18 protein-coding genes are annotated in these 19,798 nt (G+C 71.4%); 7 read left to right on the top strand and 11 right to left on the bottom strand.

Translation table 11 applies throughout. The features are described 5' to 3' along the window. Positions 1-137 precede the first annotated feature (137 nt). A complete protein-coding gene (locus V6U86_RS26585; protein WP_334507774.1) occupies positions 138-548 on the top strand; it encodes a hypothetical protein in 411 nt (136 codons plus the stop codon). Between the two features lie 52 nt (positions 549-600). After that, complete coding sequence (locus V6U86_RS26580) at positions 601-1,092, top strand: SAV_915 family protein (protein WP_334507772.1); 492 nt, start codon at positions 601-603, stop codon at positions 1,090-1,092. Here the strand turns inward: V6U86_RS26580 and V6U86_RS26575 are convergent. From V6U86_RS26575 to V6U86_RS26540, 8 genes are all read right to left on the bottom strand, one after another. Next, entirely contained in the window at positions 993-1,325 is a 333-nt protein-coding gene (locus tag V6U86_RS26575; RefSeq protein WP_334507770.1) for a golvesin C-terminal-like domain-containing protein, read from the bottom strand. The genes V6U86_RS26580 and V6U86_RS26575 overlap by 100 nt on opposite strands. Before the next feature lie 76 nt (positions 1,326-1,401). Further along, the gene (locus tag V6U86_RS26570) at positions 1,402-2,082 is read right to left on the bottom strand and encodes a response regulator (protein WP_334507768.1); all 681 of its coding nucleotides are present in this window, start codon (positions 2,080-2,082) and stop codon (positions 1,402-1,404) included. Next, positions 2,079-4,628, bottom strand: a complete 2,550-nt coding sequence (locus V6U86_RS26565; RefSeq protein WP_334507766.1) for a sensor histidine kinase — start codon at positions 4,626-4,628, stop codon at positions 2,079-2,081. The genes V6U86_RS26570 and V6U86_RS26565 overlap by 4 nt, the downstream gene beginning before the upstream one ends. Positions 4,629-4,700: 72 nt before the next feature. Beyond that, complete coding sequence (locus tag V6U86_RS26560) at positions 4,701-5,582, bottom strand: potassium-transporting ATPase subunit C (protein ID WP_334507764.1); 882 nt, start codon at positions 5,580-5,582, stop codon at positions 4,701-4,703. Further along, on the bottom strand, positions 5,582-7,756 hold the full coding sequence (gene kdpB / locus V6U86_RS26555; RefSeq protein ID WP_334507761.1) for a potassium-transporting ATPase subunit KdpB: 2,175 nt from the start codon (positions 7,754-7,756) through the stop codon (positions 5,582-5,584). The genes V6U86_RS26560 and kdpB overlap by 1 nt, the downstream gene beginning before the upstream one ends. Positions 7,757-7,776: 20 nt before the next feature. Then, a complete protein-coding gene (gene kdpA, locus V6U86_RS26550; protein WP_334507759.1) occupies positions 7,777-9,432 on the bottom strand; it encodes a potassium-transporting ATPase subunit KdpA in 1,656 nt (551 codons plus the stop codon). After that, positions 9,432-9,521 (bottom strand): K(+)-transporting ATPase subunit F, encoded by a 90-nt coding sequence (kdpF, locus tag V6U86_RS26545; protein ID WP_036410889.1) that lies wholly within the window; start codon positions 9,519-9,521, stop codon positions 9,432-9,434. Before kdpF ends, kdpA begins: the two co-directional genes overlap by 1 nt. Positions 9,522-9,830: 309 nt before the next feature. After that, positions 9,831-10,871, bottom strand: a complete 1,041-nt coding sequence (locus V6U86_RS26540; protein ID WP_334507754.1) for a TRM11 family SAM-dependent methyltransferase — start codon at positions 10,869-10,871, stop codon at positions 9,831-9,833. 72 nt (positions 10,872-10,943) lie between these two features. On the opposite strand from V6U86_RS26540, the gene V6U86_RS26535 reads away from it, so the two are divergent. Then, on the top strand, positions 10,944-11,795 hold the full coding sequence (locus V6U86_RS26535) for a zf-HC2 domain-containing protein (RefSeq protein WP_334507752.1): 852 nt from the start codon (positions 10,944-10,946) through the stop codon (positions 11,793-11,795). A 4-nt stretch (positions 11,796-11,799) separates the two neighbouring features. Here V6U86_RS26535 and V6U86_RS26530 read toward each other — a convergent pair whose 3' ends face one another. From V6U86_RS26530 to V6U86_RS26520, 3 genes are all read right to left on the bottom strand, one after another. Beyond that, on the bottom strand, positions 11,800-12,459 hold the full coding sequence (locus V6U86_RS26530) for a CGNR zinc finger domain-containing protein (protein WP_334507750.1): 660 nt from the start codon (positions 12,457-12,459) through the stop codon (positions 11,800-11,802). Positions 12,460-12,463: 4 nt separating this feature from the next. Next, positions 12,464-13,312, bottom strand: a complete 849-nt coding sequence (locus V6U86_RS26525; protein ID WP_334507748.1) for an MBL fold metallo-hydrolase — start codon at positions 13,310-13,312, stop codon at positions 12,464-12,466. 305 nt (positions 13,313-13,617) lie between these two features. Next, positions 13,618-14,274 (bottom strand): TetR/AcrR family transcriptional regulator, encoded by a 657-nt coding sequence (locus V6U86_RS26520; RefSeq protein WP_334507746.1) that lies wholly within the window; start codon positions 14,272-14,274, stop codon positions 13,618-13,620. 90 nt (positions 14,275-14,364) lie between these two features. Between V6U86_RS26520 and V6U86_RS26515 the strand changes: the two genes are divergently transcribed. From V6U86_RS26515 to V6U86_RS26500, 4 genes are all read left to right on the top strand, one after another. Then, a complete protein-coding gene (locus V6U86_RS26515; RefSeq protein WP_334507744.1) occupies positions 14,365-14,493 on the top strand; it encodes a hypothetical protein in 129 nt (42 codons plus the stop codon). 758 nt (positions 14,494-15,251) lie between these two features. After that, the gene (locus V6U86_RS26510; protein ID WP_334507742.1) at positions 15,252-16,418 is read left to right on the top strand and encodes an acyl-CoA dehydrogenase family protein; all 1,167 of its coding nucleotides are present in this window, start codon (positions 15,252-15,254) and stop codon (positions 16,416-16,418) included. Continuing rightward, entirely contained in the window at positions 16,408-17,622 is a 1,215-nt protein-coding gene (locus tag V6U86_RS26505; RefSeq protein ID WP_334507740.1) for an acetyl-CoA C-acetyltransferase, read from the top strand. Before V6U86_RS26510 ends, V6U86_RS26505 begins: the two co-directional genes overlap by 11 nt. A gap of 14 nt (positions 17,623-17,636) precedes the next feature. Further along, positions 17,637-19,793 (top strand): 3-hydroxyacyl-CoA dehydrogenase NAD-binding domain-containing protein, encoded by a 2,157-nt coding sequence (locus V6U86_RS26500; protein ID WP_334507738.1) that lies wholly within the window; start codon positions 17,637-17,639, stop codon positions 19,791-19,793. Positions 19,794-19,798: the final 5 nt, after the last annotated feature.

Genomic DNA, 19,798 nt, shown 5'->3' with positions numbered 1-19,798 from the left:
CACAGCGCCTTCTACGGCTGGCTTGGTTTTTCCGCAGCGAGTCGAGCGCGTTAACAGCGCGTCAAGAATTGGCGAGGGCCCGTCGAAACCGCGTATCGGCGGGCCCATCTCCGCCGCCCGGTGGTGACGATGGGTCCATGAGTCCTTGGCGGATGACGCGCTGGGAACGGGGGCACCCGCTACCGGTCACTGACCCGGACAGCGACCCGGTCGAGCCCTCCACGGGTGCGGGCGAGCTGCCTCGCCGGCACGAGGCGCTGGTGAGCGTCCGGCTCGGCCCGTCCGCGCCCGGCAGTCACCTGGTGGAGTACCTGCGGCACGAGCCGTGCGCCGTCGAAGCGTGGTGGATCGCCGCCGACGTCGACGCCGTGGTGCGCCTCTCGGCCGGCAGCATCACCGTGCTGCACCGAGCCGTGGCTGACCTGCGCCTGCGCGCCGGGGTGGAGGTGGCGGAGGCCAACTACATCCTGCGCGCGCTCGACCTGAATACGGCGGCCGATCCGCGTACCGAAAAGGAAAGCCCGGCCCGGACGGGGGCCGCCGCATGAGCCGCCCCGCGACGATCCGCCGCTTCGCCCGCGACCTTGAACGATTCAGCAGATGACCGTCGCCGTTGCGGCGCCACCGGTGACCGCCACTCTCCCGACGCGTGTGGAAAGGACCAACCCGACCATGGACGACGCCCCGATAATCTTCGCCGTTCCGGTGCGTGACCTGCCGGGACGGCCGGTACGGACGGTGCGGACCGGCCGTTCGCCGCAGGGGCAACGGGTGGGCATCGCCTTCACCCGACCGGAGCTGCTTGTCGCCGCGATGGGCGCGGACCAGCCCTGGGAGGAGCTGTGCGAGTCCGCACTGCGGGCCATGCTGCGCCCGCTCGGCATCGACGTGATCCAGGTCGACCCGCTGCTGGTGGCGCCGCCGCTCGACCCGCAGACCGCCACCCGCCCGACGACCGCCGCCCGACCGCAGACCGCCGCTGGCCCGATCGGTCAGGCGCGGACGAAGCGGACCGCGTCGGCGATGACGTGGCCGTCGGTGTCCTCGGTACGGATCAACACGCTCCCCTCGGTGCCCGCCGTGAACGGGTAGGTGCCCAGCGGCACCCACTGGCCCCCGGACTGCCGCTGGTCGACGGTCCGGGTGGCCACCCCGCCGGAGTACGCGATGTCCACCGGCACGTTGCTCGCCCGGTTCGGGTCGGCGGTCCAGCGCATCTGCACGGTCCACGAACCGGAGGCGGGCAGCGTCGGCCGGAACCGCAGTCGGTTGACGCCCTTTGGCGGTGTTGCCGTCGTGCTCGTAGTCCCGGCCGTAGTAGCCACCGATGCTGGTGCTGCGCAGCCACGTCCCGGCCCGGGTGATCCCGCTCTTCAATCTCTGCCGGTGGGTGTCAACAGCTCACGGCCGGTAGCGGTAGCCCATTCCCGGCTCGGTGATGAGGTGCCGGGGACGGGCCGGGTCATCCTCCAGCTTGCGCCGCAGCTGAGCCAGGTACTGCCGCAGGTAGTTGGTCTCGTTCTGGTATTCCGGCCCCCACACGTCCTGCAGGAGCTGACGTTGGCTGACCAGCTTGCCGGGGTGACGCAGCAGCTTCTCCAGCACGCTCCACTGGGTGGGGGTCAGCTTGACCTCGGTGCCGTCGTCCCTGCGCACGCTGTGGTCGGCCAGGTCGACGGTGTGCTGGCCGATCCGCAGCGCCGGCACCGCTTCGCTGGACGCGCCGAGGCGGCGGGTCACCGCGCGGATGCGGGCCAGCAACTCCTCGACCCCGAACGGCTTGGTGACGTAGTCGTCCGCGCCGGCGTCGAGCGCGGCCACCTTGTCCTCGCTACCGGCCCGGCCGGAAAGCACGATGATCGGCACGGTGGTCCACCCGCGCAGGCCCCGGATCACCTCCACCCCGTCGATGTCGGGCAGACCGAGGTCCAGCACCACCAGGTCCGGCGGGTGGGTGGCTGCGGCCTTCAGCGCTGCGGCACCGGTGCCGGCGACGTCCACGTCGTACCGGCGTGCGCGCAGGTTGATCCGCAGGGCGCGCAGGATCTGCGGTTCGTCGTCCACGACCAGGATGCGCGTCATTCCCGCGGCCCCTCCGAGCTGCTCTGCGCGGCGGGCAGCCGCAGCACCATGGTGAGCCCACCACCGGGCGTGGTCTCCGGGGTGATGCTGCCACCCATCGCCTCGGCCAACCCCCGGGACAGCGCAAGACCGAGACCGACACCGGTCTGGTTGTCCCGGTCGCCGAGGCGTTGGAACGGCAGGAAGATGTTCTCCCACTGGTCCTCCGGGATGCCCGGCCCCCGGTCGATCACCCGCAGCTCGACCTGACCGGCGTGCGCGCTGGCGGTGATCATGGGCGGTTGACCGGGCGGGCTGTACCGCAGCGCGTTGGCGACGATGTTGACCAGCACCCGTTCCAGCAGGCCCGGGTCGGCGGTGGCGGCCGGCAGGTCGGCCGGGATGTCCGTGCCGACGGTCGCGGCCACCGGGCCAAGTTCGTCCAACGCCAGGGGTACGGCGTCCTCCAGGCCGACCGCGGTCGCCGAGATGCCCAGGACACCCGCCTGGAGCCGGCTCATGTCCAGCAGGTTCGCGACCAGTCGGGCGAGCCGGTCCAGCGACTCCTCGGCGGTCTCCAACAACTCTTCACGGTCGGACTCGTCGAACTCGATGTCGTGGCTGCGCAGACTGGTCACGGCCGCCTTCGCGGACGCCAGCGGCGTACGCAGGTCGTGGCTGACCGCCGCGAGCAACGCGGTGCGCATCCGGTCGGCGGCGGCGAGGGGCCGGGCGGTGGCGGCCTCCTCGGCGAGCCGTTCCTGGCGCAGCGCGACGGCGGCCTGGGCGGCGAACGCCTCGACGATCCGCCGGTCGGCGGCCGCCAACCGCCGGCCGCTGAGCACGACGGTGATCCGATCGTCGACCGGCACCGCCGTCTCGCCGCCGTCGGGCGTGCCGGCCGGCCGCTCACCGACGCTGGCCACGACACACCAGGCGTGCTCCTCGCGGGCCCGCTCCGGACGCCCGCTGGCCTCCTCGGCCAGCTCCAGCACGCTCACCGCGCGCAGCCCGAAGGTCTCCCGGAGCTGATCCAACAGAGCGGGCAGAGGGCGTTCGCCGCGCAGCACGCCACCGGCGACGGCGGCGAGGGTCTGCGCGTCGGCGGCGGCCCGCGCGGCCTCTCGGGTACGCCGGGCGGCCACGTCGACGATCCAGCTGACCGCCAACGCCACCCCGACGAAGACGGCCAGGGCGAGCAGGCTGTCCGCCTCGGCGATGGTCAGCGTGCGGAAGGGCGGGGTGAAGAACCAGTTGAGCAGCAGCGAGCCGCCGAGCGCGGCGACCAGGGCCGGCCACACCCCGCCGACCAGCGCCACCCCGACCACCCCGGCCAGGAACAGCAGGATGTCGTTGGTCAACGTCAGGTCGGGCATGGTCTTCAGCAGCAGGGTGAGCAGCGGCATGCCCAGCACCGCGAGGCCGAAGCCGAGCAGCCGGCGGCGGCGGGACAGCGCCGCCGGGACTGCCGCCGCCCGACGGCCCTTGCCGGCCTGCTTGTGGGTGACCAGGTGCACGTCGATCGAGCCGGAGAGCGCAGTGGTGGTCACCCCGACACCCCGGGCGAAGATCTGCGCGAGGCGACCCCGCCGGCTGGCCCCGAGCACCAACTGGGTGGCGTTCACGCCCCGGGCGAAATCCAGCAGCGCGGCCGGCACGTCGGTGCCGAGCACCTGGTGGTACGTGCCGCCCAGGCTCTCCACCAGCACGCGCTGGCGGGCCAGTTGGGCCGGGTCGGCGCCGGCCAGGCCGTCGCTGCGGGCCACGTGCACGGCGAGCAGGTCGGCGCCCTTGCTGCGGGCGGCGACCCGGGCCGCCCGGCGGATCAGCGTCTCGCCCTCCGGGCCGCCGGTCAGCGCGACCACGACCCGTTCCCGGGCCTCCCAGGTGGCCGCGATCCCCTGCTGGCTGCGGTAGCGGTCGAGCTGCTCGTCGACCTTGTCGGCCAACCAGAGCAGCGCCAGCTCGCGTAGTGCGGTGAGGTTGCCGACCCGGAAGTAGTTGCCCAACGCGGCGTCGATCTTGTCGGGTCGGTAGATGTTGCCGTGCGCCATCCGCCGGCGCAGCGCCTCCGGGGTCATGTCGACCAGCTCGACCTGCTCGGCGGCGCGGACGATCTCGTCCGGCACGGTCTCCCGCTGGGTGGTGCCGGTGATCTGGGCGACGACGTCGTTGACCGACTCCAGGTGCTGCACGTTGACCGTGGACAGCACGTCGATCCCCGCGTCGAGCAGCTCCTGAACGTCCTGCCAGCGCTTGTCGTGCCGGGAACCGGGCACGTTGGTGTGCGCCAGCTCGTCCACCACCGCGATCTCCGGCCGGCGGGCCAGCACCGCGTCCAGGTCCATCTCGGTGAACTCCGCGCCCCGGTAGTCCATGGTCCGGCGGGGCACTTGCTCCAGGTCGCCGAGCATCGCGGCGGTGTGTTCGCGGCCGTGGGTCTCCACGAAACCGATCACCACGTCGGTGCCGCGCGCGGCCCGCCGCTGGGCCTCCTCCAACATGGCGTACGTCTTGCCGACGCCGGGGGCGGCTCCGAGATAGATGCGCAGTTCTCCGCGTGGCACGGGGACCATCCTCCCTGGTCAGAGTGGCGGGCGGGGCGGTGCCGGTCGGCACGGCCCCGCCCGCGAGGGTGCTCAGCGCGCGGTGAACTGCTTGTCGAGCGCGAGGTTGAGTTCCAGCACGTCGACGCCGGGCTCACCCATGAACCCGAGCGCCCGCCCGTCGGTGTGCTCCTGCACCAGCTTGCGGACTGCCGCCGGGTCCGCGCCGCGCTCCCGCGCGACCCGGTTCACCTGCAACTCCGCGTACGCCGGGCTGATCTGCGGGTCGAGGCCGCTGGCGCTGGCGGTGACCGCGTCGGCGGGCACGGCGGGGTCGGCGGGGGCGTCGCCCCGGATCGGGGTGACCAGACCGCCGGCGGCCACGTAGTCCTCGCCGGGCTGGGCCAGCTCGACCCTCACTCCCTGGTACTCGGTGACGAACGGAGTGGCCGGGGCGGCCTGGTTGACGCTGACCACCCGGATGACCGGGCCGGTCAGACCGTCGGCACGGAAGACCGCGAGCACGGCGCCCACCCCGTCGTCGGTGCAGTAGGGGCGTCGCCCGTCGACGCCGTTGAGTTCGCCGACGGCCTTGCTGCGCCCGCACACCTGGGTGAGCAGGCTCTCGCTGGACTCCTCCGGGTCGGTGGCGATGGTGTCGACCACGCTCTCCGGGCCCAGGTTGCTGGCCGAGGTGGACGTCGGGTCGTAGCCGTCACCGGCGGCCGACGGGCGGGACTGGAAGTAGCGGGCGACGGGGTTGCCGTCGGCGTCGGTGAAGGACTGGCCGATCAGCGCGCTGCCGACCGTCGTCCCGCCGGCGGAGATCAGCGACCCGTCGGTCTTGTGGTTGAGGCCCGGCAGTTGACCAACCGCTACCAGGGCCAGCGGGTAGACCAGGCCGAGCAGCACCGTGAAGACGAGTACGGCGCGCAGCGCGGCGAGGTGTTGGGCGATCCAGGTGGGTAGGCGCATCACGAAATCCCCGGGATGAACTGGATGAGCAGGTCGATGAGCTTGATCCCGATGAACGGCACGATGATGCCGCCCAGCCCGTACACCAGCAGGTTGCGGCTGAGCAGCTTCGACGCGGCCGCCGGCCGGTACCGCACGCCACGCAGGGCGAGCGGGATCAGCGCGATGATCACCAGGGCGTTGAAGATGACGGCGGAGAGGATCGCCGACTCCGGGCTGGACAGCCGCATGATGTTCAGCGCGTCCAGGCTCGGGTAGAGGCCGGCGAACATGGCCGGAATGATCGCGAAGTACTTCGCGATGTCGTTGGAGATGCTGAACGTGGTCAGCGCGCCACGGGTGATCAGCAACTGCTTGCCGATCTCCACGATCTCGATCAGCTTGGTCGGGTCGGAGTCGAGGTCGACCATGTTGCCGGCCTCCTTGGCGGCCGACGTGCCGGTGTTCATCGCCACCCCGACGTCGGCCTGGGCGAGCGCCGGCGCGTCGTTGGTGCCGTCACCGGTCATCGCGACCAGCCGGCCACCCTCCTGCTCCCGCTTGATCAGCGCGAGCTTGTCCTCCGGCGTCGCCTCGGCCAGGAAGTCGTCCACCCCGGCCTCGTCGGCGATCGCCTTCGCGGTACGCGGGTTGTCGCCGGTGATCATCACGGTCCGGATGCCCATCCGGCGCATCTCGTCGAACCGCTCCCGCATGCCGGGCTTGACCACGTCCTTGAGGTGGATGACGCCCAACGCGCGGGCGGGCTCGCCGTCGACGTGCTCGGCGACGACCAGCGGGGTGCCGCCGGTGCTGCTGATCCCGTCCACGATCTCGCCGACCTGCTCGGTCGGGTGGCCGCCGTTCTCCCGTACCCACTTCATCACCGCGGCGGCGGCGCCCTTGCGGACCCGGCGGGCCGTGCCCACCGCGCCGGCGTCCACGCTGGCGTCCGGGGTGAGGTCGACGCCGCTCATCCGGGTCTGCGCGGTGAACGGTACGAAGGTGGCGTGCGGCATCACGCCGGGCTCACGCTCGCGCAGCCCGAACTCGTTCTTCGCCAGCACGACCACCGAGCGCCCTTCCGGGGTCTCGTCGGCCAGGCTGGACAGCTGCGCGGCGTCGGCCAGCGCCGCCGGGTCGACCCCCTCGACCGGTACGAACTCGGCGGCCTGCCGGTTGCCCAGCGTGATGGTGCCGGTCTTGTCCAGCAGCAGGGTGTTGACGTCGCCGGCCGCCTCGACGGCCCGGCCGCTCATGGCCAGGACGTTGCGCTGGACGAGGCGGTCCATGCCGGCGATGCCGATGGCGGCGAGCAACGCACCGATGGTGGTGGGAATCAGACAGACCAGCAGCGAGATCAGCACCACGCCGGTGACACCGGAGTCGGTGATCGCCCCGCTGTTCGGCGCGGCCGCCTGGTACGCCTTGGAGAAGATCGCCAGCGGCTGGAGGGTGACCACGGCCAACAGGAAGATGATCGTGAGCGCGGAGAGCAGGATGTTCAGCGCGATCTCGTTCGGTGTCTTCTGCCGGTTGGCCCCCTCGACCAGGGCGATCATCCGATCGATGAAGCTCTCCCCCGGCTTCTGGGTGATCTTTACGATGATCTGGTCGGAGAGCACCCTGGTGCCGCCGGTGACCGCGCTGCGGTCGCCGCCGGACTCCCGGATGACCGGGGCCGACTCGCCGGTGATGGCCGACTCGTCGACGCTGGCGATGCCCTCGACGATGTCGCCGTCGCCGGGGATGATGCCGCCCGCCTCGACGAGCACGATGTCGCCCTGACGCAGCTCGGGCGCGGCCACCGCCTCGTCGCGGTAGGTGTTGGCCCGTGCGCCCGGCTTCCAGTCGATCAGCCGGGTGGCGATGGTGTCCTTCTTCGCCTGCCGCAGGGTCGCCGCCTGGGCCTTGCCCCGACCCTCGGCGACCGCCTCGGCCAGGTTGGCGAAGACCACTGTCAGCCAGAGCCAGATGGTGATCGCCCAGGCGAACACCGACGGGTCGGTCACCGCCAGGACGGTGGTGAAGGCGGCGCCGACCTCCACGATCAGCATCACCGGGTTGCGCCACAACGTGGTGGGGTTGAGCTTGCGTACCGCGTCCGGCAGGGACCGGACCAGCTGCTTCGGGTCGAGCAGGCCCCCGCCGATCCGGTTGGCGCCGGTGGCGAGCTGCCCGGATGTCACGGACATGTCCTCGTTCCTCATGATGGTCAGAGCCCCTCTGCCAGCGGGCCGAGCGCGAGCGCGGGCAGGAAGGTCAGCGCGACGAGGACCACTGTGACGCCGACGACCATGCCGATGAACAGCGGTCGGTGGGTCGGCAGGGTGCCCTCGGACGCGGGGGTGGGCGCCTGGCGGGCCAGCGAACCGGCCAACGCGAGCACGAAGATGAGCGGCAGGAACCGGCCCAGCAGCATGCACAACCCGAGCGCGGTGTCCCACCAGGTGGTGTTGACGGTGATGCCGCCGAAGGCGGAGCCGTTGTTGTTGCTGGCCGAGGTGAATGCGTACAGCACCTCGGAGAGCCCGTGCGGGCCGACGTTGAGCGCCGTGGAGTTGTTGCCGGTGGCGAACGCCGCCGCAGTGCCGACCAGCACCAGGATCGGCGTGATCAGGAAGTAGAGCGAGGCGAACTTGATCTCGCGCGACCCGATCTTCTTGCCCAGGTACTCGGGAGTGCGACCCACCATCAGCCCGGCCACGAAGACCGTGATCACCGCGAGGATGAGCAGGCCGTAGAGACCGGAGCCGGTGCCGCCCGGCGCCACCTCGCCGAGCATCATGTTGACCATGGTCATCATGCCGCCGAGCGAGGTGAACGAGTCGTGGAAGGAGTTGACCGCACCGGTCGAGGTGAGCGTGGTGGCGGCGGCGAAGGTCGCCGAGTTCGACACGTCGAACCGCACCTCCTTGCCCTCCATCGCCGCGCCGACCGCCTGCGGCACCGTGCCGTGGCCGGCCAGCTCGAAGACGTTGGTGATGGCGACGCTGGCGAACGCCAGGATGCCCATCACCGCGGCGATGGCGTAGCCCTGCCGGTTCTGCCCGACCATCCGGCCGAACACCCGGGGCAGGCTGAACGGGATCAGGAAGATCAGGAAGATCTCCAGCCAGTTGGTCCAGCTGGTCGGGTTCTCGAACGGGTGGGCGCTGTTGACGTTGTAGAAACCGCCACCGTTGGTGCCCAGCTCCTTGATCACTTCCTGGCTGGCGACCGGACCACCGGTGATGGTCTGGGTGCCACCGGTCAGCGTGGTCACGTCGGTGCCGCCGGAGAGGTTCTGCACCGCCCCGCCGATCATCAGCGCGATGGCGCCGAGCACCGCGATCGGCAGCAGGATCCGCAGCGTGATCCGGGTCAGGTCGACCCAGAAGTTGCCGAGCTGCCCGGTGCGGCTGCGGGCGAAGCCGCGCACCAGCGCGACCGCCACCGCGATGCCGACCGCCGCCGAGACGAAGTTCTGCACGGCCAGGCCGGCCATCTGCACCAGGTGGCCCATGGTCGACTCACCCGAGTACGACTGCCAGTTCGTGTTGGTCACGAACGACACGGCTGTGTTCCACGCGCCGTGTGGCACCACCGGGTCGAAGCCCAGCGACAGCCACAGGTGGTTCTGCACCCGCTGGAACAGGTACAGGAACAGGATCGAGATCGCGGAGAACGCGAGCACGCTGCGGGCGTACACGCCCCAGGTCTGCTCGGCGGCCGGGTTGACCCCGACCAGTCGGTAGATGCCCCGCTCGACCCGTGACTGCCTGGTGCCGGAGACCGCCCGGAACATGTAGTCGCCGAACGGCTTGTAGACGGCGACCAGGGCCGCCGCCAGCGTCACGATGAAGATGACGCCCGCTGTTGTCATGGTCATCAGAAGCGCTCCGGAAACAGCAGGGCGAACACCAGGAACGCGCCCAGGACGACCGCGAGCACCAGACCGACGGCGTTGACCGCGTTCACAGCTTCTCCACCGCCCGGACCACCAGGGCGAGCGCTGCGAACAGCGCCACCGTCAGGACCACGAACACCACGTCAGACACGCTGACTCCTCATACCGGAAAGGTTCGTCGCGACCGCCTTCCGGTCGCGCCGGGCAATCAAAGCCCCGGCACCCGCCGGACGGCAGGGGTCATAACGCGACCGTGACGACGGCGCACCTTTTCTTGACGCGGTTTTCACACCTGCCCACTACGCAGGTGAAATGCGGCACAGACCCGTGGCCCGGGTGGGGCGGCGCATGGGGTGGAGGGAGCGGAGGTACGAGGCCGGTCAGGCCGGCTTACGAGCCACCAGCACGTCGCGCATGATCGACTGGTCCACCCGGTGCCGCAGCGCGCGGTAGGGCTCCTCGTCGACCACGGTCAGGCCGGCGTCGGTCAGGGCAGCCGCCGCATCCTCCCGGCTGGCGACGTGGGTGTTCCAGGAGATGCCGAGCGCCCCGCCGGGGCGCAACAACCGGGCCCAGACCGGAGCGGCGTCCGCGAGCAACGCCAGCGGGTCGCGGGTCAACCCCTGCCCAGCGGTACGACTGCCGTGCTGCACGCCGTACGGCGCGTCGGCCACGACCAGATCCACGGTCTCCGGGCGGAAGAACTCCGCCGACCGGGCGGTGTCGGCGTTGACCACGTCCAGCAGTTGGGTCTGTCCGGCCTTGTGCTCCTCGCGGGTCGGCGCCAGCTCGATCCGCACCCGTCGGCCGACCACCTTGCGCTCCCGCCGCACCGGCCCCGACTCCAGCACCCGGTGCTTGACCCGCTTCTGCTTCAGCCAGGTGGTGATGAACGCCCGGTACGCCTCGACGTCCTTCTGGTCGCGCTCGATCCCGGCGGCGTCGAAGCCGTACATCAGCGCCTGGTTGAGGGTGGTGCCCCGACCACAGAGCGGGTCGAGCACCCGGAACCGACGGCTGGTCATGTCGGCGGCCCAGTCCGAGGCGAGCAGGGTGACGTTGAGCAGCAGCTTGGTGAACTGCTCGTTGGTCTTGCCCGGGTACTTCTGGATGGTGAGCAGGTCGTCGTCGTAGCGGTCCAGTCGACGCCACTCGATCGGCCGCAGCAGCTCACCGACGATCTCGAACAGCGCGTACCCGGCGGAGAGGTTGCCCAGGACGGTCAGGTCACGCTCGGTCAGCCCGTCGCCGGTGAACGTGACGTACGACGCCCCTCCGACCACCTCGGTGTCCAGCTCGCCGATCCGACCGTCAAGCGCCGAGCGGCCGAAGATCTCCAGCTCGGCCCGGGTGAGGTCGACGGCGGCGCGGGCGTACACCCGGTTGGTGGCGGGCAGGATCAGCAGGCCGTAACGCGTCATGATCCGGCGAGTATTCCACAACCAGTCACTGTCGCCGGGAACCGGAGCGGCTGCCGGAACGACTACCGGTACATGGGGTGTGAGCAGTGGCGGGAGGTCCTGTCCGCGCAACTGGACGGGGAGGAGACCGCCGCCGAACTGGCGGCGGCGCAGGGGCACCTCGACGGGTGTGCCGAGTGCCGGGCCTGGTTCACGGCGGCGGCCGCGGTGACCCGTCGGGTTCGTACCCGATTGGTCGTTGAGGTGCCCGACCGGACGGCGGCGATCCTGGCCGCCACCGCGGCGGCGCCGGCCGGTCAGTCGTGGTGGCGGCGCCTGACCGGACGAGGCAGGGCCGTCGACGGCCTGCGCGGGGCGTTCGGACGTGGACCGCTCGTCGCCGTCCTGCGGTCGGCGCTCGGGTTGCTCGGCGCGGTGCAGTTGGTGCTCGGCCTGGCCCAGGTGGGCCGGGGCGCGGCCGCCGACCACCTGCATCCCACCGGCCAGCACCTGTGGCACGAGTCGGCGGCGTGGAACGTGGCCGTGGGCGCGGGCTTCCTGTTCGTGGCGCTGCGCCGCAGCCCACCCGCCGGGTTGCTGCCGATGCTCAGCGCGTTCGTCGGCACGTTGCTGCTGCTGTCGGTCAACGACCTGGCAACCGGATCGGTGGGCGGGGAACGGCTGATCAGCCACGGCTTCCTGGTGGTCGGCTATCTGATCACCGTGGCGCTGTCCCGGCCCGGTCTGCGCCCCGGTGGGCCGGCACCGCAGCGGCAACCCGCACCATCCCGCTGGCGGTTCGGGGCCGACGAGGTGGACCGACCGCTGCGGGTGGTACGTCCCGAGTCGTATCCGGCGCAGGCTGCCGACCGGTACGCCGCCCCGGCCGCGCACAGCGGTCGTTCCACCCACGCTGGTCAGGGCGACGAGCGCCGGGCCGCCTGATCGGTCAGCCCACCTGCCGCTGCCGCGCCCGGTGGGCGCGCAGGTTGGTCGGGTGCCCGCAGACGCGTACGGAGTGCCAGACCCCGCTGTTGTTGCGTGACCGGTCGTAGAACGCCACCCGGCAGCGGGGGTTGCGGCAGGTCTTGATCCGCCGCCCGAGGTCGGCGAGTTGCGCTTCGAACAGCGCGGCGAGGACGAGCGAGATCAGCAGATCGGCCCCGACCCCGGCCGGGTCGAGGTGGACGGATCCGTCTCGATCGAGCCGGAGCGTGGCACCGGCGGTACGAGATCCGGTCGCACCCCGAGTCGACGCCCCGGTGAGGTTTCGCCCGGGTTCCGACAGGTGCAGCCTGGCATCGATCTCGTCCAGCAACTCCTCGCGAAAGGTCCGTAGCGCCCGCAGGCCCGCGGCGTCGAGCGTGACATCGGGTGCCGGCCGCCCGGTGGCAGCCGACCACTGGGCGACGGCCAATTGTGCCCACTCCGTAGCGCTGTCCAGGTCGTCCAGGAGGTCCGGTTGCCGTGGCGCGCCGGCCGAGATCGTGTTGAGTAGATCCTGAACGAGCCCGAGGCCGCCTGGGGCGTGGTCGATGCCGTACCTCACGGTTGCGGTCCACGGCCCGACCACCGAGCCTGCCGTACGGTCGGGGGTCGAGGGCGTCATCGGGTCACTTCCCGAGCAGGGCGAGCGCCCCGTACCACACCGGTCCCGGATTGACCCAGTCTGGGTAGAGTCGCACCATCTCGTCGAAGAATTCGCGGGCGGTCGACTTCTCGGCCAGCAGCCGCTCCACGTTGAGCAGGTACTGCCGGGTCTGGTCGATGCATACCGGGTCGTCGGCGCGGTCCCGGTTCTTGTGGCTGGCGACGACTGCGCGGGGTGCAAGCGCCTCGACCCGGTCGAGGGCGTCGAGCCATTGCCGCAGGCCCCCGTTGACGGTCTCCGAGATGTACTGGTGAACCCCGTTGTAGACGACGTCACCGGCGACCACCAGGCCGATCGACGGGACGTGCAGAACGGTGGTCCGATCGGTGTCGCTGTGCCCGGTCTCGACGGGCTGGATGAGGTTGCCTTCGAGGAGGAACCCTTCGGCCGCCACGGGCACCGCGTCGACAGGCGATTCCGGGATCAGGCCGGGGAAGATCTGGTCGAACAACTCACTGCGCCCGACCGTGGCCTGCTGGTGCATGACCTCGATGGTGCCGGGCGTCGCGTAGGTGACGGCGCCGGGGAAACGCTTGACCAGCTCGGCCGCGCCGAACCAGTGGTCGCCGTGCCCGTGGGTGGCGTAGATGTACGTCAGCCGCTTACCCGACGCGGCGATCCAGTCGCCCACCTTCGAGATCTGCTCGTGGGTGAAGGGTGGATCCACGAGGAGCGCCTCTTCGGCTCCGAAGATCAACGTGGACGCGGCCGGACTCCAGTGGAGCGGCGACCCGTCCGGCATGCGCTGGTCACCCGCTCGCATCGGGCCGTCCGAGACGAAAACCTCGTAGGACAGGGCAGATGTGGTCATGTCTCCTCCTCCGGCGACGCGATCGACGGCATGTCGTGGCTGGGTACCCGTCGATCGCCGAAATAACCGTAACCGCTATGCCTATTTCATCGCCGTGGTCGCGCCTGTGGGCTGCGGCACAGACCGGATCGGGCCCGCCAGCACGTCACGTGATCAGGGCAGCGCGGCCCGACCCGAAACCGGCGGCAGGTCCGGGCTTGTCTTGTCCGCCCTTATCCGTCTTGTCCGCCCGGTCCGCTCGGTCGCCCGGCCACCCGGTCGCCCGGTCCGCCCGGTCCGCCTTGTCCGTCTTGTCTGCCTACGCCCTACGCCGGAGGCTCAGCCGAGTGCGCCGGCCGGGCCGAACCGTCGATGACCTGCGGGATGACCTGCTCGACGATGGTCAGCAGGGTGGTGGTGAGCAGCAGGTGCACCTGGGTACGGGTCAGCGCGCCACGCTGGAGCCACTCGCGGGCGGTCGACGTCGCCAGCCCGCCGTACGCGCGGACCATCCCGCGCAACTCCTCGCGGTGCTCCGCCTCGTCGGCCAGCCCGACGGCGACCAGCATCCGGTCCGCGGCGACCTCCTCGGCCTCGGCGAGCACCCGCTCCACGTCGGCGTCGCCGCCCATCCCCCGGGCGGTGACCGCCGCCAGCCACGAGGTGCTGTGCCGGGACACCACGTCGAGGAACCAGGTGACGCTGGCGTCGACCCGGGTCCGCAGATCACCCTTGGGCAGCCGCTCCAGGGCAACCTCTGGAATGGTCACCATGACCCGGACAACCTCCAGGTAGAGGTCCTTCTTCGCACCGAAGTAGTGGTTGACAAGACCGCGAGCGACACCTGCCTCGCGGGCCACGTCGGTGGTCGACACGTCCGCGTACGGGCGCTCACCGAACAGCCGGACCGCGCAGGCCAGAATCTGCCCGCGCCGGGCGTCCGGCTCCAACCGGCGGCGGCGCGGAGCCGTCTCGACACTCATCTGCCCGACCCTAGCGACCGCTCACCGGATCGACCGTCGTTCCTCACCTTGATCACTCGACGCTCAGCAATCCGGTTCCAGCAGATCGCCATGCGGCCGAGCTTCCCGAAGCCTTACCAGGAGCTGCGCGGCATGACGGTGTGGCTGCGCGCCGACGTGGAGGCGTGGATCGCCGAACACCGCCCGCCGCGCCCCACCGATGGCGACGAGGCCGAGTAGTTCGCACTCCCCGCTTCGCGCCCACCCACTCGCCGCCCACCCACTCGCCGCCCACCCACTCGCCGCCCACCCACTCGCCGCCCGCCCGCGGTGTCTGACAACAGCGGCTTCGCCCGATTAACCCGTCACCCAACCCCCGCGTCCACCAAGGCGTACGCCTAGCGGCGGGGCAGGTTTTCGCAATCTTGGACAGTTTCCGTTAGCTCGTAACGGAAACTGTCCAAGATCTCCGCGTATCCGGTCACGGTGGTCGATGCCTCGCGTCGGCGCGACGCCGGCCCGCCCACGTGCCACCCCACAATCGTCGACCATGGACTAATGGTGGGCGATATAGCAGCAAAATTCGCTTTTGTAAGGCACCACAAGTCCATGATCGGCGACTACTAGGCCAGGGGTGGCACGCGGGCGGGCAGGCGTACCCGATCAGGCCCGACGGCGCCGGGCCGCGGCCCCGGCAGCGACCCCCGAGCAGCAGCCCCGGACAGCGGCGCCGGGCAGCGGCCCCGGGCAGCGACCCCCAGCGACCCCCGGGCGGCAGTCCCGGGCAGCGACCCCCAGCGACCCCCGGGCGGCAGTCCCGGGCAGCGACCCCCAGCGACCCCCGGGCAGCAGTCCCGGGCGGCGACACCGAGGCGGCCCCCGGCGGCCCCCTGGGCGGCAGTCCCGGGCGGCGACACCGAGGCGGCCTGGCGACCCCCGTGCCGGTAGCTGATCACGGCTTATTGACAGGCTGCCAACAGCGCGCGAGGGTGGTGCACATGCCGACTCCCCCGCCCGACGGCTCACCCTCACCCTGGCGCGAGCCGGAGCACGACGACCTGGCCGACCTGGCCCGCACCTTCTTCACCAAGGAGGTGTTGCCGCACGCCGAGCGCCTGCTGGCGCAGGGCCACCCGGACCGCGAGCACTACCGCCGCGCCGGCGAGCTGGGGTTGCTCGGCCTGTCGGTCCCGGAGGAGTACGGCGGCGGGGGTGGAGGGTTCACCCACGAGGCGGTGCTGCTGCACGAACAGGCGTACGCCGGGGAGGGCAGCCTTGGCCTGGCCGTCCACAGTGGCATCGTCACCGGTTACCTGGTGGCGTACGGCAGCGAGGAGCAGAAGCGGCGCTGGCTGCCCGGCCTGTGCAGCGGTGAGCTGGTCGGCGCCATCGCGATGACCGAGCCGGATGGCGGCTCCGATCTTCAGGCGATGCGTACCCGGGCGGTTCGCGACGGCGACGACTACCTGGTGACCGGCGCGAAGACCTTCATCACCAACGGCGGCCTGGCCGATCTGGTCATCGTTGCCGTGAAGACCGACCCCGAGCAGCGGGCGTCCGGTGTCTCGCTCCTGGTCTGCGAGGTGGGTGGCGATCCGGCGGGGTTCCGACGCGGCCGGCTGCTGTCCAAGATCGGCCTGCACGCCAACGACACGGCGGAGTTGTTCTTCGACGAGCTCCGGGTGCCGGCGGCCAACCTGCTCGGCGGCGCCGAGGGGCTGGGCTTCGTTCAGCTCATGCAGCAACTCCCGCAGGAACGGCTGGTCATCGGCGTCGGCGCGGTAGCGGCCATGGAACGGGCGGTCGCGCTGACTGTCGCGTACGCCAAGGAGCGCACCGCCTTCGGCAAGACCCTGATGGGCCACCAGAACACCCGGATGGTGCTCGCGGAGTGCGCCACCCGCGCCCGGGTCAGCCGGGTCTTCCTGGACGACTGCATCGTCCGGCACACGCGCGGCGACCTGGACGTGGCGACTGCCGCGATGGCGAAGTCCTGGCTCACCGACGGGCAGTGTGAGGTGGTCGATCGGTGCCTGCAGCTCTTCGGCGGCTACGGCTACACCACGGAGTACCCGATCGCCCGGATGTACGCCGACGCCCGGGTCCAGAAGATCTACGGCGGCACCAACGAGATCATGAAGGAGTTGATCGCCCGTGCCCTCTGAGGCGTACGTCTATGACGCGGTCCGGACCCCGCGCGGACGCGGTCGGAACACCGGCGCGCTGCACGGCGTCAAACCGATCTCCCTGGTGGTGGGCCTGATCGACGCGTTGCGTGAGCGCAACCCCGGCCTGGACGTCGGCCGGTTGGAGGACCTGCTGCTCGGCATCGTGACCCCGGTCGGCGAGCAGGGCGGCGACTTGGCGCGGGCCGCCGCGCTGCTGGCCGGGCTGCCCGACCAGGTGGGCGGGGTGCAGCTCAACCGGTTCTGTGCCTCCGGGTTGGAGGCGGTCAACTCGGCCGCCGCGCGGATCCGCTCGGGCTGGGAGCATCTGCTGCTCGCCGGCGGGGTGGAGTCCATGTCCCGGGTGCCGATGGGCTCCGACGGGGCGGCCTGGGCCACTGACCCGCAGACCGCGCTGGCCACGTCGTTCGTGCCGCAGGGCGTCAGCGCCGACCTGATCGCCACGCTGGAGGGCTTCACCCGCGACGACGTGGACGGCTACGCGGTGCGGTCGCAGGAGCGGGCCGCCAAGGCGTGGGCCGGCGGGCACTTCGCGCGGTCGGTGGTGCCGGTGCGCGACGGCAACGGGCTGGACATCCTCACCGTGGACGAGCACCCGCGCCCGGAGACCACCCGGGAGGCGCTGGCCGAGCTCACCCCGTCCTTCGCCACGATGGGCGAGGCGGCCGGCTTCGACGCGGTCGCGTTGCAGAAGTTCCACTGGTTGGAGGCGATCGACCACGTCCACCACGCGGGCAACTCGTCCGGCATCGTGGACGGTGCCGCGCTGGTGCTGATCGGCTCGGGCGACGTCGGTCGCGACCTCGGCCTCACCCCGCGCGCCCGGATCGTCGGCGCGGCGGTCAGCGGCGCCGATCCGACGCTGATGTTGACCGGCCCGATCCCGGCCACCCACAAGGCGCTCGCCGTCGCCGGGCTGACCCTCGACGACATCGACCTGTTCGAGATCAACGAAGCCTTCGCCGCGGTGGTGCTCAAGTACGTCCGGGACCTGGGCCTCGACCCGGACCGGGTGAACGTCAACGGCGGCGCGATCGCGCTCGGCCACCCGCTCGGCGCGACCGGAGCGATGCTGCTCGGTACGGCGTTGGACGAGTTGGAGCGCCGCGATCTGCGCCGCGCCGTGGTGACCCTCTGCATCGGCGGCGGCATGGGCGTCGCCACCGTTCTCGAGCGCTGCTGACCCGGAGGACGACCATGACCGACACCATCCGGTACGACCGCGGCGCCGACGGCATCGTCACGCTCACCCTGGACGACCCCACCCAGTCCGCCAACACCATGAACCGGGCGTACGCCGCGTCGATGAGCGTGGTGCTCGATCGGCTGGAAGCCGAGCGCGATCTCGCCGGGGTCATTGTGACCAGCGCGAAGTCGACGTTCTTCGCCGGCGGCGACCTGCCCGAGATGATCCGGGCCACCCGCGCCGACGCGCCCGCGCTGGCCGAGCTGCTCGGCACCATGAAACGGGACCTGCGTCGGCTGGAGACGCTGGGCCGACCGGTGGTCGCCGCGATCAACGGCTCCGCGCTCGGCGGTGGCCTGGAGATCGCGCTCGCCTGCCACCACCGGATCGCGCTGGACGCCCCGGGCAGCCGGCTCGGGCTGCCCGAGGTGACCCTGGGCCTGCTGCCCGGGGCCGGCGGCGTCACCCGCACGGTACGGATGCTCGGCCTGGCCGGAGCGCTGACCACCGTGCTGCTCACCGGCCGACGGATGCGCCCCGCCGACGCCCTGTCCGCCGGGCTGGTGGACGAGGTGGTGGCCACGCCGACGGAGCTGCTGGACCACGCACGGGCCTGGATCGCGGCGAACCCGCACCCGGCGCAGCCGTGGGACCGCCCGGACTATCGGATGCCGGGCGGCACCCCGGCCAGCCGCTCACTGGCCGCCCAGCTGCCCGCCTTCCCGGCGACACTGCGCAAGCAGCTCAAGGGTGCCCGGCTGCCCGCGCCCGAGGCGATCCTGGCCGCCGCCGTCGAGGGGGCGCAGGTCGACCTGGAGACCGCCCTCACCGTGGAGACCCGGCACCTGATCGGGCTGCTCACCGGGCAGGTCGCCAAGAACATGATCGGTGCGTTCTTCTTCGACCTGAAGGCCGTCAACGGTGGCGCGGCCCGTCCGACCGGTGTGGACGCCGCACCGGTGCGCCGGGTGGCGGTGCTCGGGGCCGGCATGATGGGCGCGGGCATCGCGTACGCCTGCGCCAGCGCCGGGCTGAACGTCGTGGTCAAGGACGTCACCCCGGAGGCCGCCGGCAGGGCCCGGGACCACGCCGAGCGGTTGTTGGCCCGCAAGGTACGCAAGGGCCGCGCTACCGAGGTGGACGCCCGTGCCGTACTGGACCGGATCATCACCACCGACCGGGTGGACGCCCTCGCCGGTTGCGACGCGGTCATCGAGGCGGTCTTCGAGGACCCGGCGCTGAAGAAGGCGGTGTTCGCCGAGGTGCTACCGGTGCTGGCGCCGGACGCGCTGCTCGCCTCCAACACGTCCACCCTGCCGATCACCGGGCTGGCCGAGGGCGTGGACCGGCCGGCCGACTTCATCGGCATGCACTTCTTCTCCCCGGTGGACCGGATGCCGTTGCTGGAGATCGTGGTGGGCGAGCGGACCGGGGACGTGGCGCTGGCCCGCGCGTTCGACCTGGGTCGGCGGATCGGCAAGACCCCGATCGTTGTCAACGACGGGCGGGGCTTCTTCACCAGCCGGGTGATCGGCCGGTTCATCGACGAGGCGGTCGGCATGGTCGCCGAGGGTGTCCCCGCCGCGTCGGTGGAACAGGCCGCCCTTCAGGCCGGCTACCCGACCGGGCCACTGGCGCTGGCCGACGAAGTCAGTCTCACGCTGATCCAGCGGATCCGCCGCCAGTTCGAGGCGGCCAGCGAGGAGTTCCGGCCGCTGCCGGCGCACCGCCTGGTGGACGAGCTGGTCGACGCGTACGACCGGCCGGGGCGCGCTGCCGGACGCGGCTTCTACTCCTACGACGACGGCACCCGCGGCCGGCTGTGGCCCGGTCTCGCGGACCTGACCACCGAGGCGGGTCGGGCGGTGTCGTTCACCGACCTTCAGGAACGGATGCTCTTCGCCGAGGCGCTGGACGCGCTGCGCTGCCTCGACGAGGGAGTGCTGCGTACCGAGACCGACGCCAACATCGGCTCGATCTTCGGCATCGGCTTCCCCGCGTGGACCGGCGGGGTGATCCGCTACGTCCGCCAGTACGCGGGTGGTCCGGCCGGCTTCGCGGCCCGCGCCAACGAGTTGGCCGACCGCTACGGTGACCGGTTCACGCCCCCTGCCGACCTGGTCGACCGGCTCGCTGCCCGTCCCGCCGAACCCGCCGGAGTCCAGTGATGGCG

The sequence above is a fragment of the Micromonospora sp. CPCC 205558 genome (assembly GCF_036902955.1).
Taxonomy (GTDB): Bacteria; Actinomycetota; Actinomycetes; order Mycobacteriales; family Micromonosporaceae; genus Micromonospora.
The sequence above is the reverse complement of the archived record's forward strand: the minus strand, read 5'-3'. Positions and strand labels throughout refer to the sequence as shown.

Excerpts from the sequence above, each read along its gene's own strand:
- kdpB (WP_334507761.1), bottom strand. The coding sequence starts at position 7,756 with ATGTCCGTGACATCCGGGCAGCTCGCCACCGGCGCCAACCGGATCGGC.
- V6U86_RS26570 (WP_334507768.1), bottom strand. The coding sequence starts at position 2,082 with ATGACGCGCATCCTGGTCGTGGACGACGAACCGCAGATCCTGCGCGCC.
- V6U86_RS26525 (WP_334507748.1), bottom strand. The coding sequence starts at position 13,312 with ATGACCACATCTGCCCTGTCCTACGAGGTTTTCGTCTCGGACGGCCCG.
- V6U86_RS26510 (WP_334507742.1), top strand. The coding sequence starts at position 15,252 with ATGCCGACTCCCCCGCCCGACGGCTCACCCTCACCCTGGCGCGAGCCG.
- V6U86_RS26515 (WP_334507744.1), top strand. The coding sequence starts at position 14,365 with ATGCGGCCGAGCTTCCCGAAGCCTTACCAGGAGCTGCGCGGCATGACG.
- kdpA (WP_334507759.1), bottom strand. The coding sequence starts at position 9,432 with ATGACCATGACAACAGCGGGCGTCATCTTCATCGTGACGCTGGCGGCG.
- V6U86_RS26540 (WP_334507754.1), bottom strand. The coding sequence starts at position 10,871 with ATGACGCGTTACGGCCTGCTGATCCTGCCCGCCACCAACCGGGTGTAC.
- V6U86_RS26520 (WP_334507746.1), bottom strand. The coding sequence starts at position 14,274 with ATGAGTGTCGAGACGGCTCCGCGCCGCCGCCGGTTGGAGCCGGACGCC.
- V6U86_RS26530 (WP_334507750.1), bottom strand. The coding sequence starts at position 12,459 with ATGACGCCCTCGACCCCCGACCGTACGGCAGGCTCGGTGGTCGGGCCG.
- V6U86_RS26560 (WP_334507764.1), bottom strand. The coding sequence starts at position 5,582 with ATGCGCCTACCCACCTGGATCGCCCAACACCTCGCCGCGCTGCGCGCC.
- V6U86_RS26580 (WP_334507772.1), top strand. The coding sequence starts at position 601 with ATGACCGTCGCCGTTGCGGCGCCACCGGTGACCGCCACTCTCCCGACG.
- V6U86_RS26500 (WP_334507738.1), top strand. The coding sequence starts at position 17,637 with ATGACCGACACCATCCGGTACGACCGCGGCGCCGACGGCATCGTCACG.
- V6U86_RS26585 (WP_334507774.1), top strand. The coding sequence starts at position 138 with ATGAGTCCTTGGCGGATGACGCGCTGGGAACGGGGGCACCCGCTACCG.
- V6U86_RS26535 (WP_334507752.1), top strand. The coding sequence starts at position 10,944 with ATGGGGTGTGAGCAGTGGCGGGAGGTCCTGTCCGCGCAACTGGACGGG.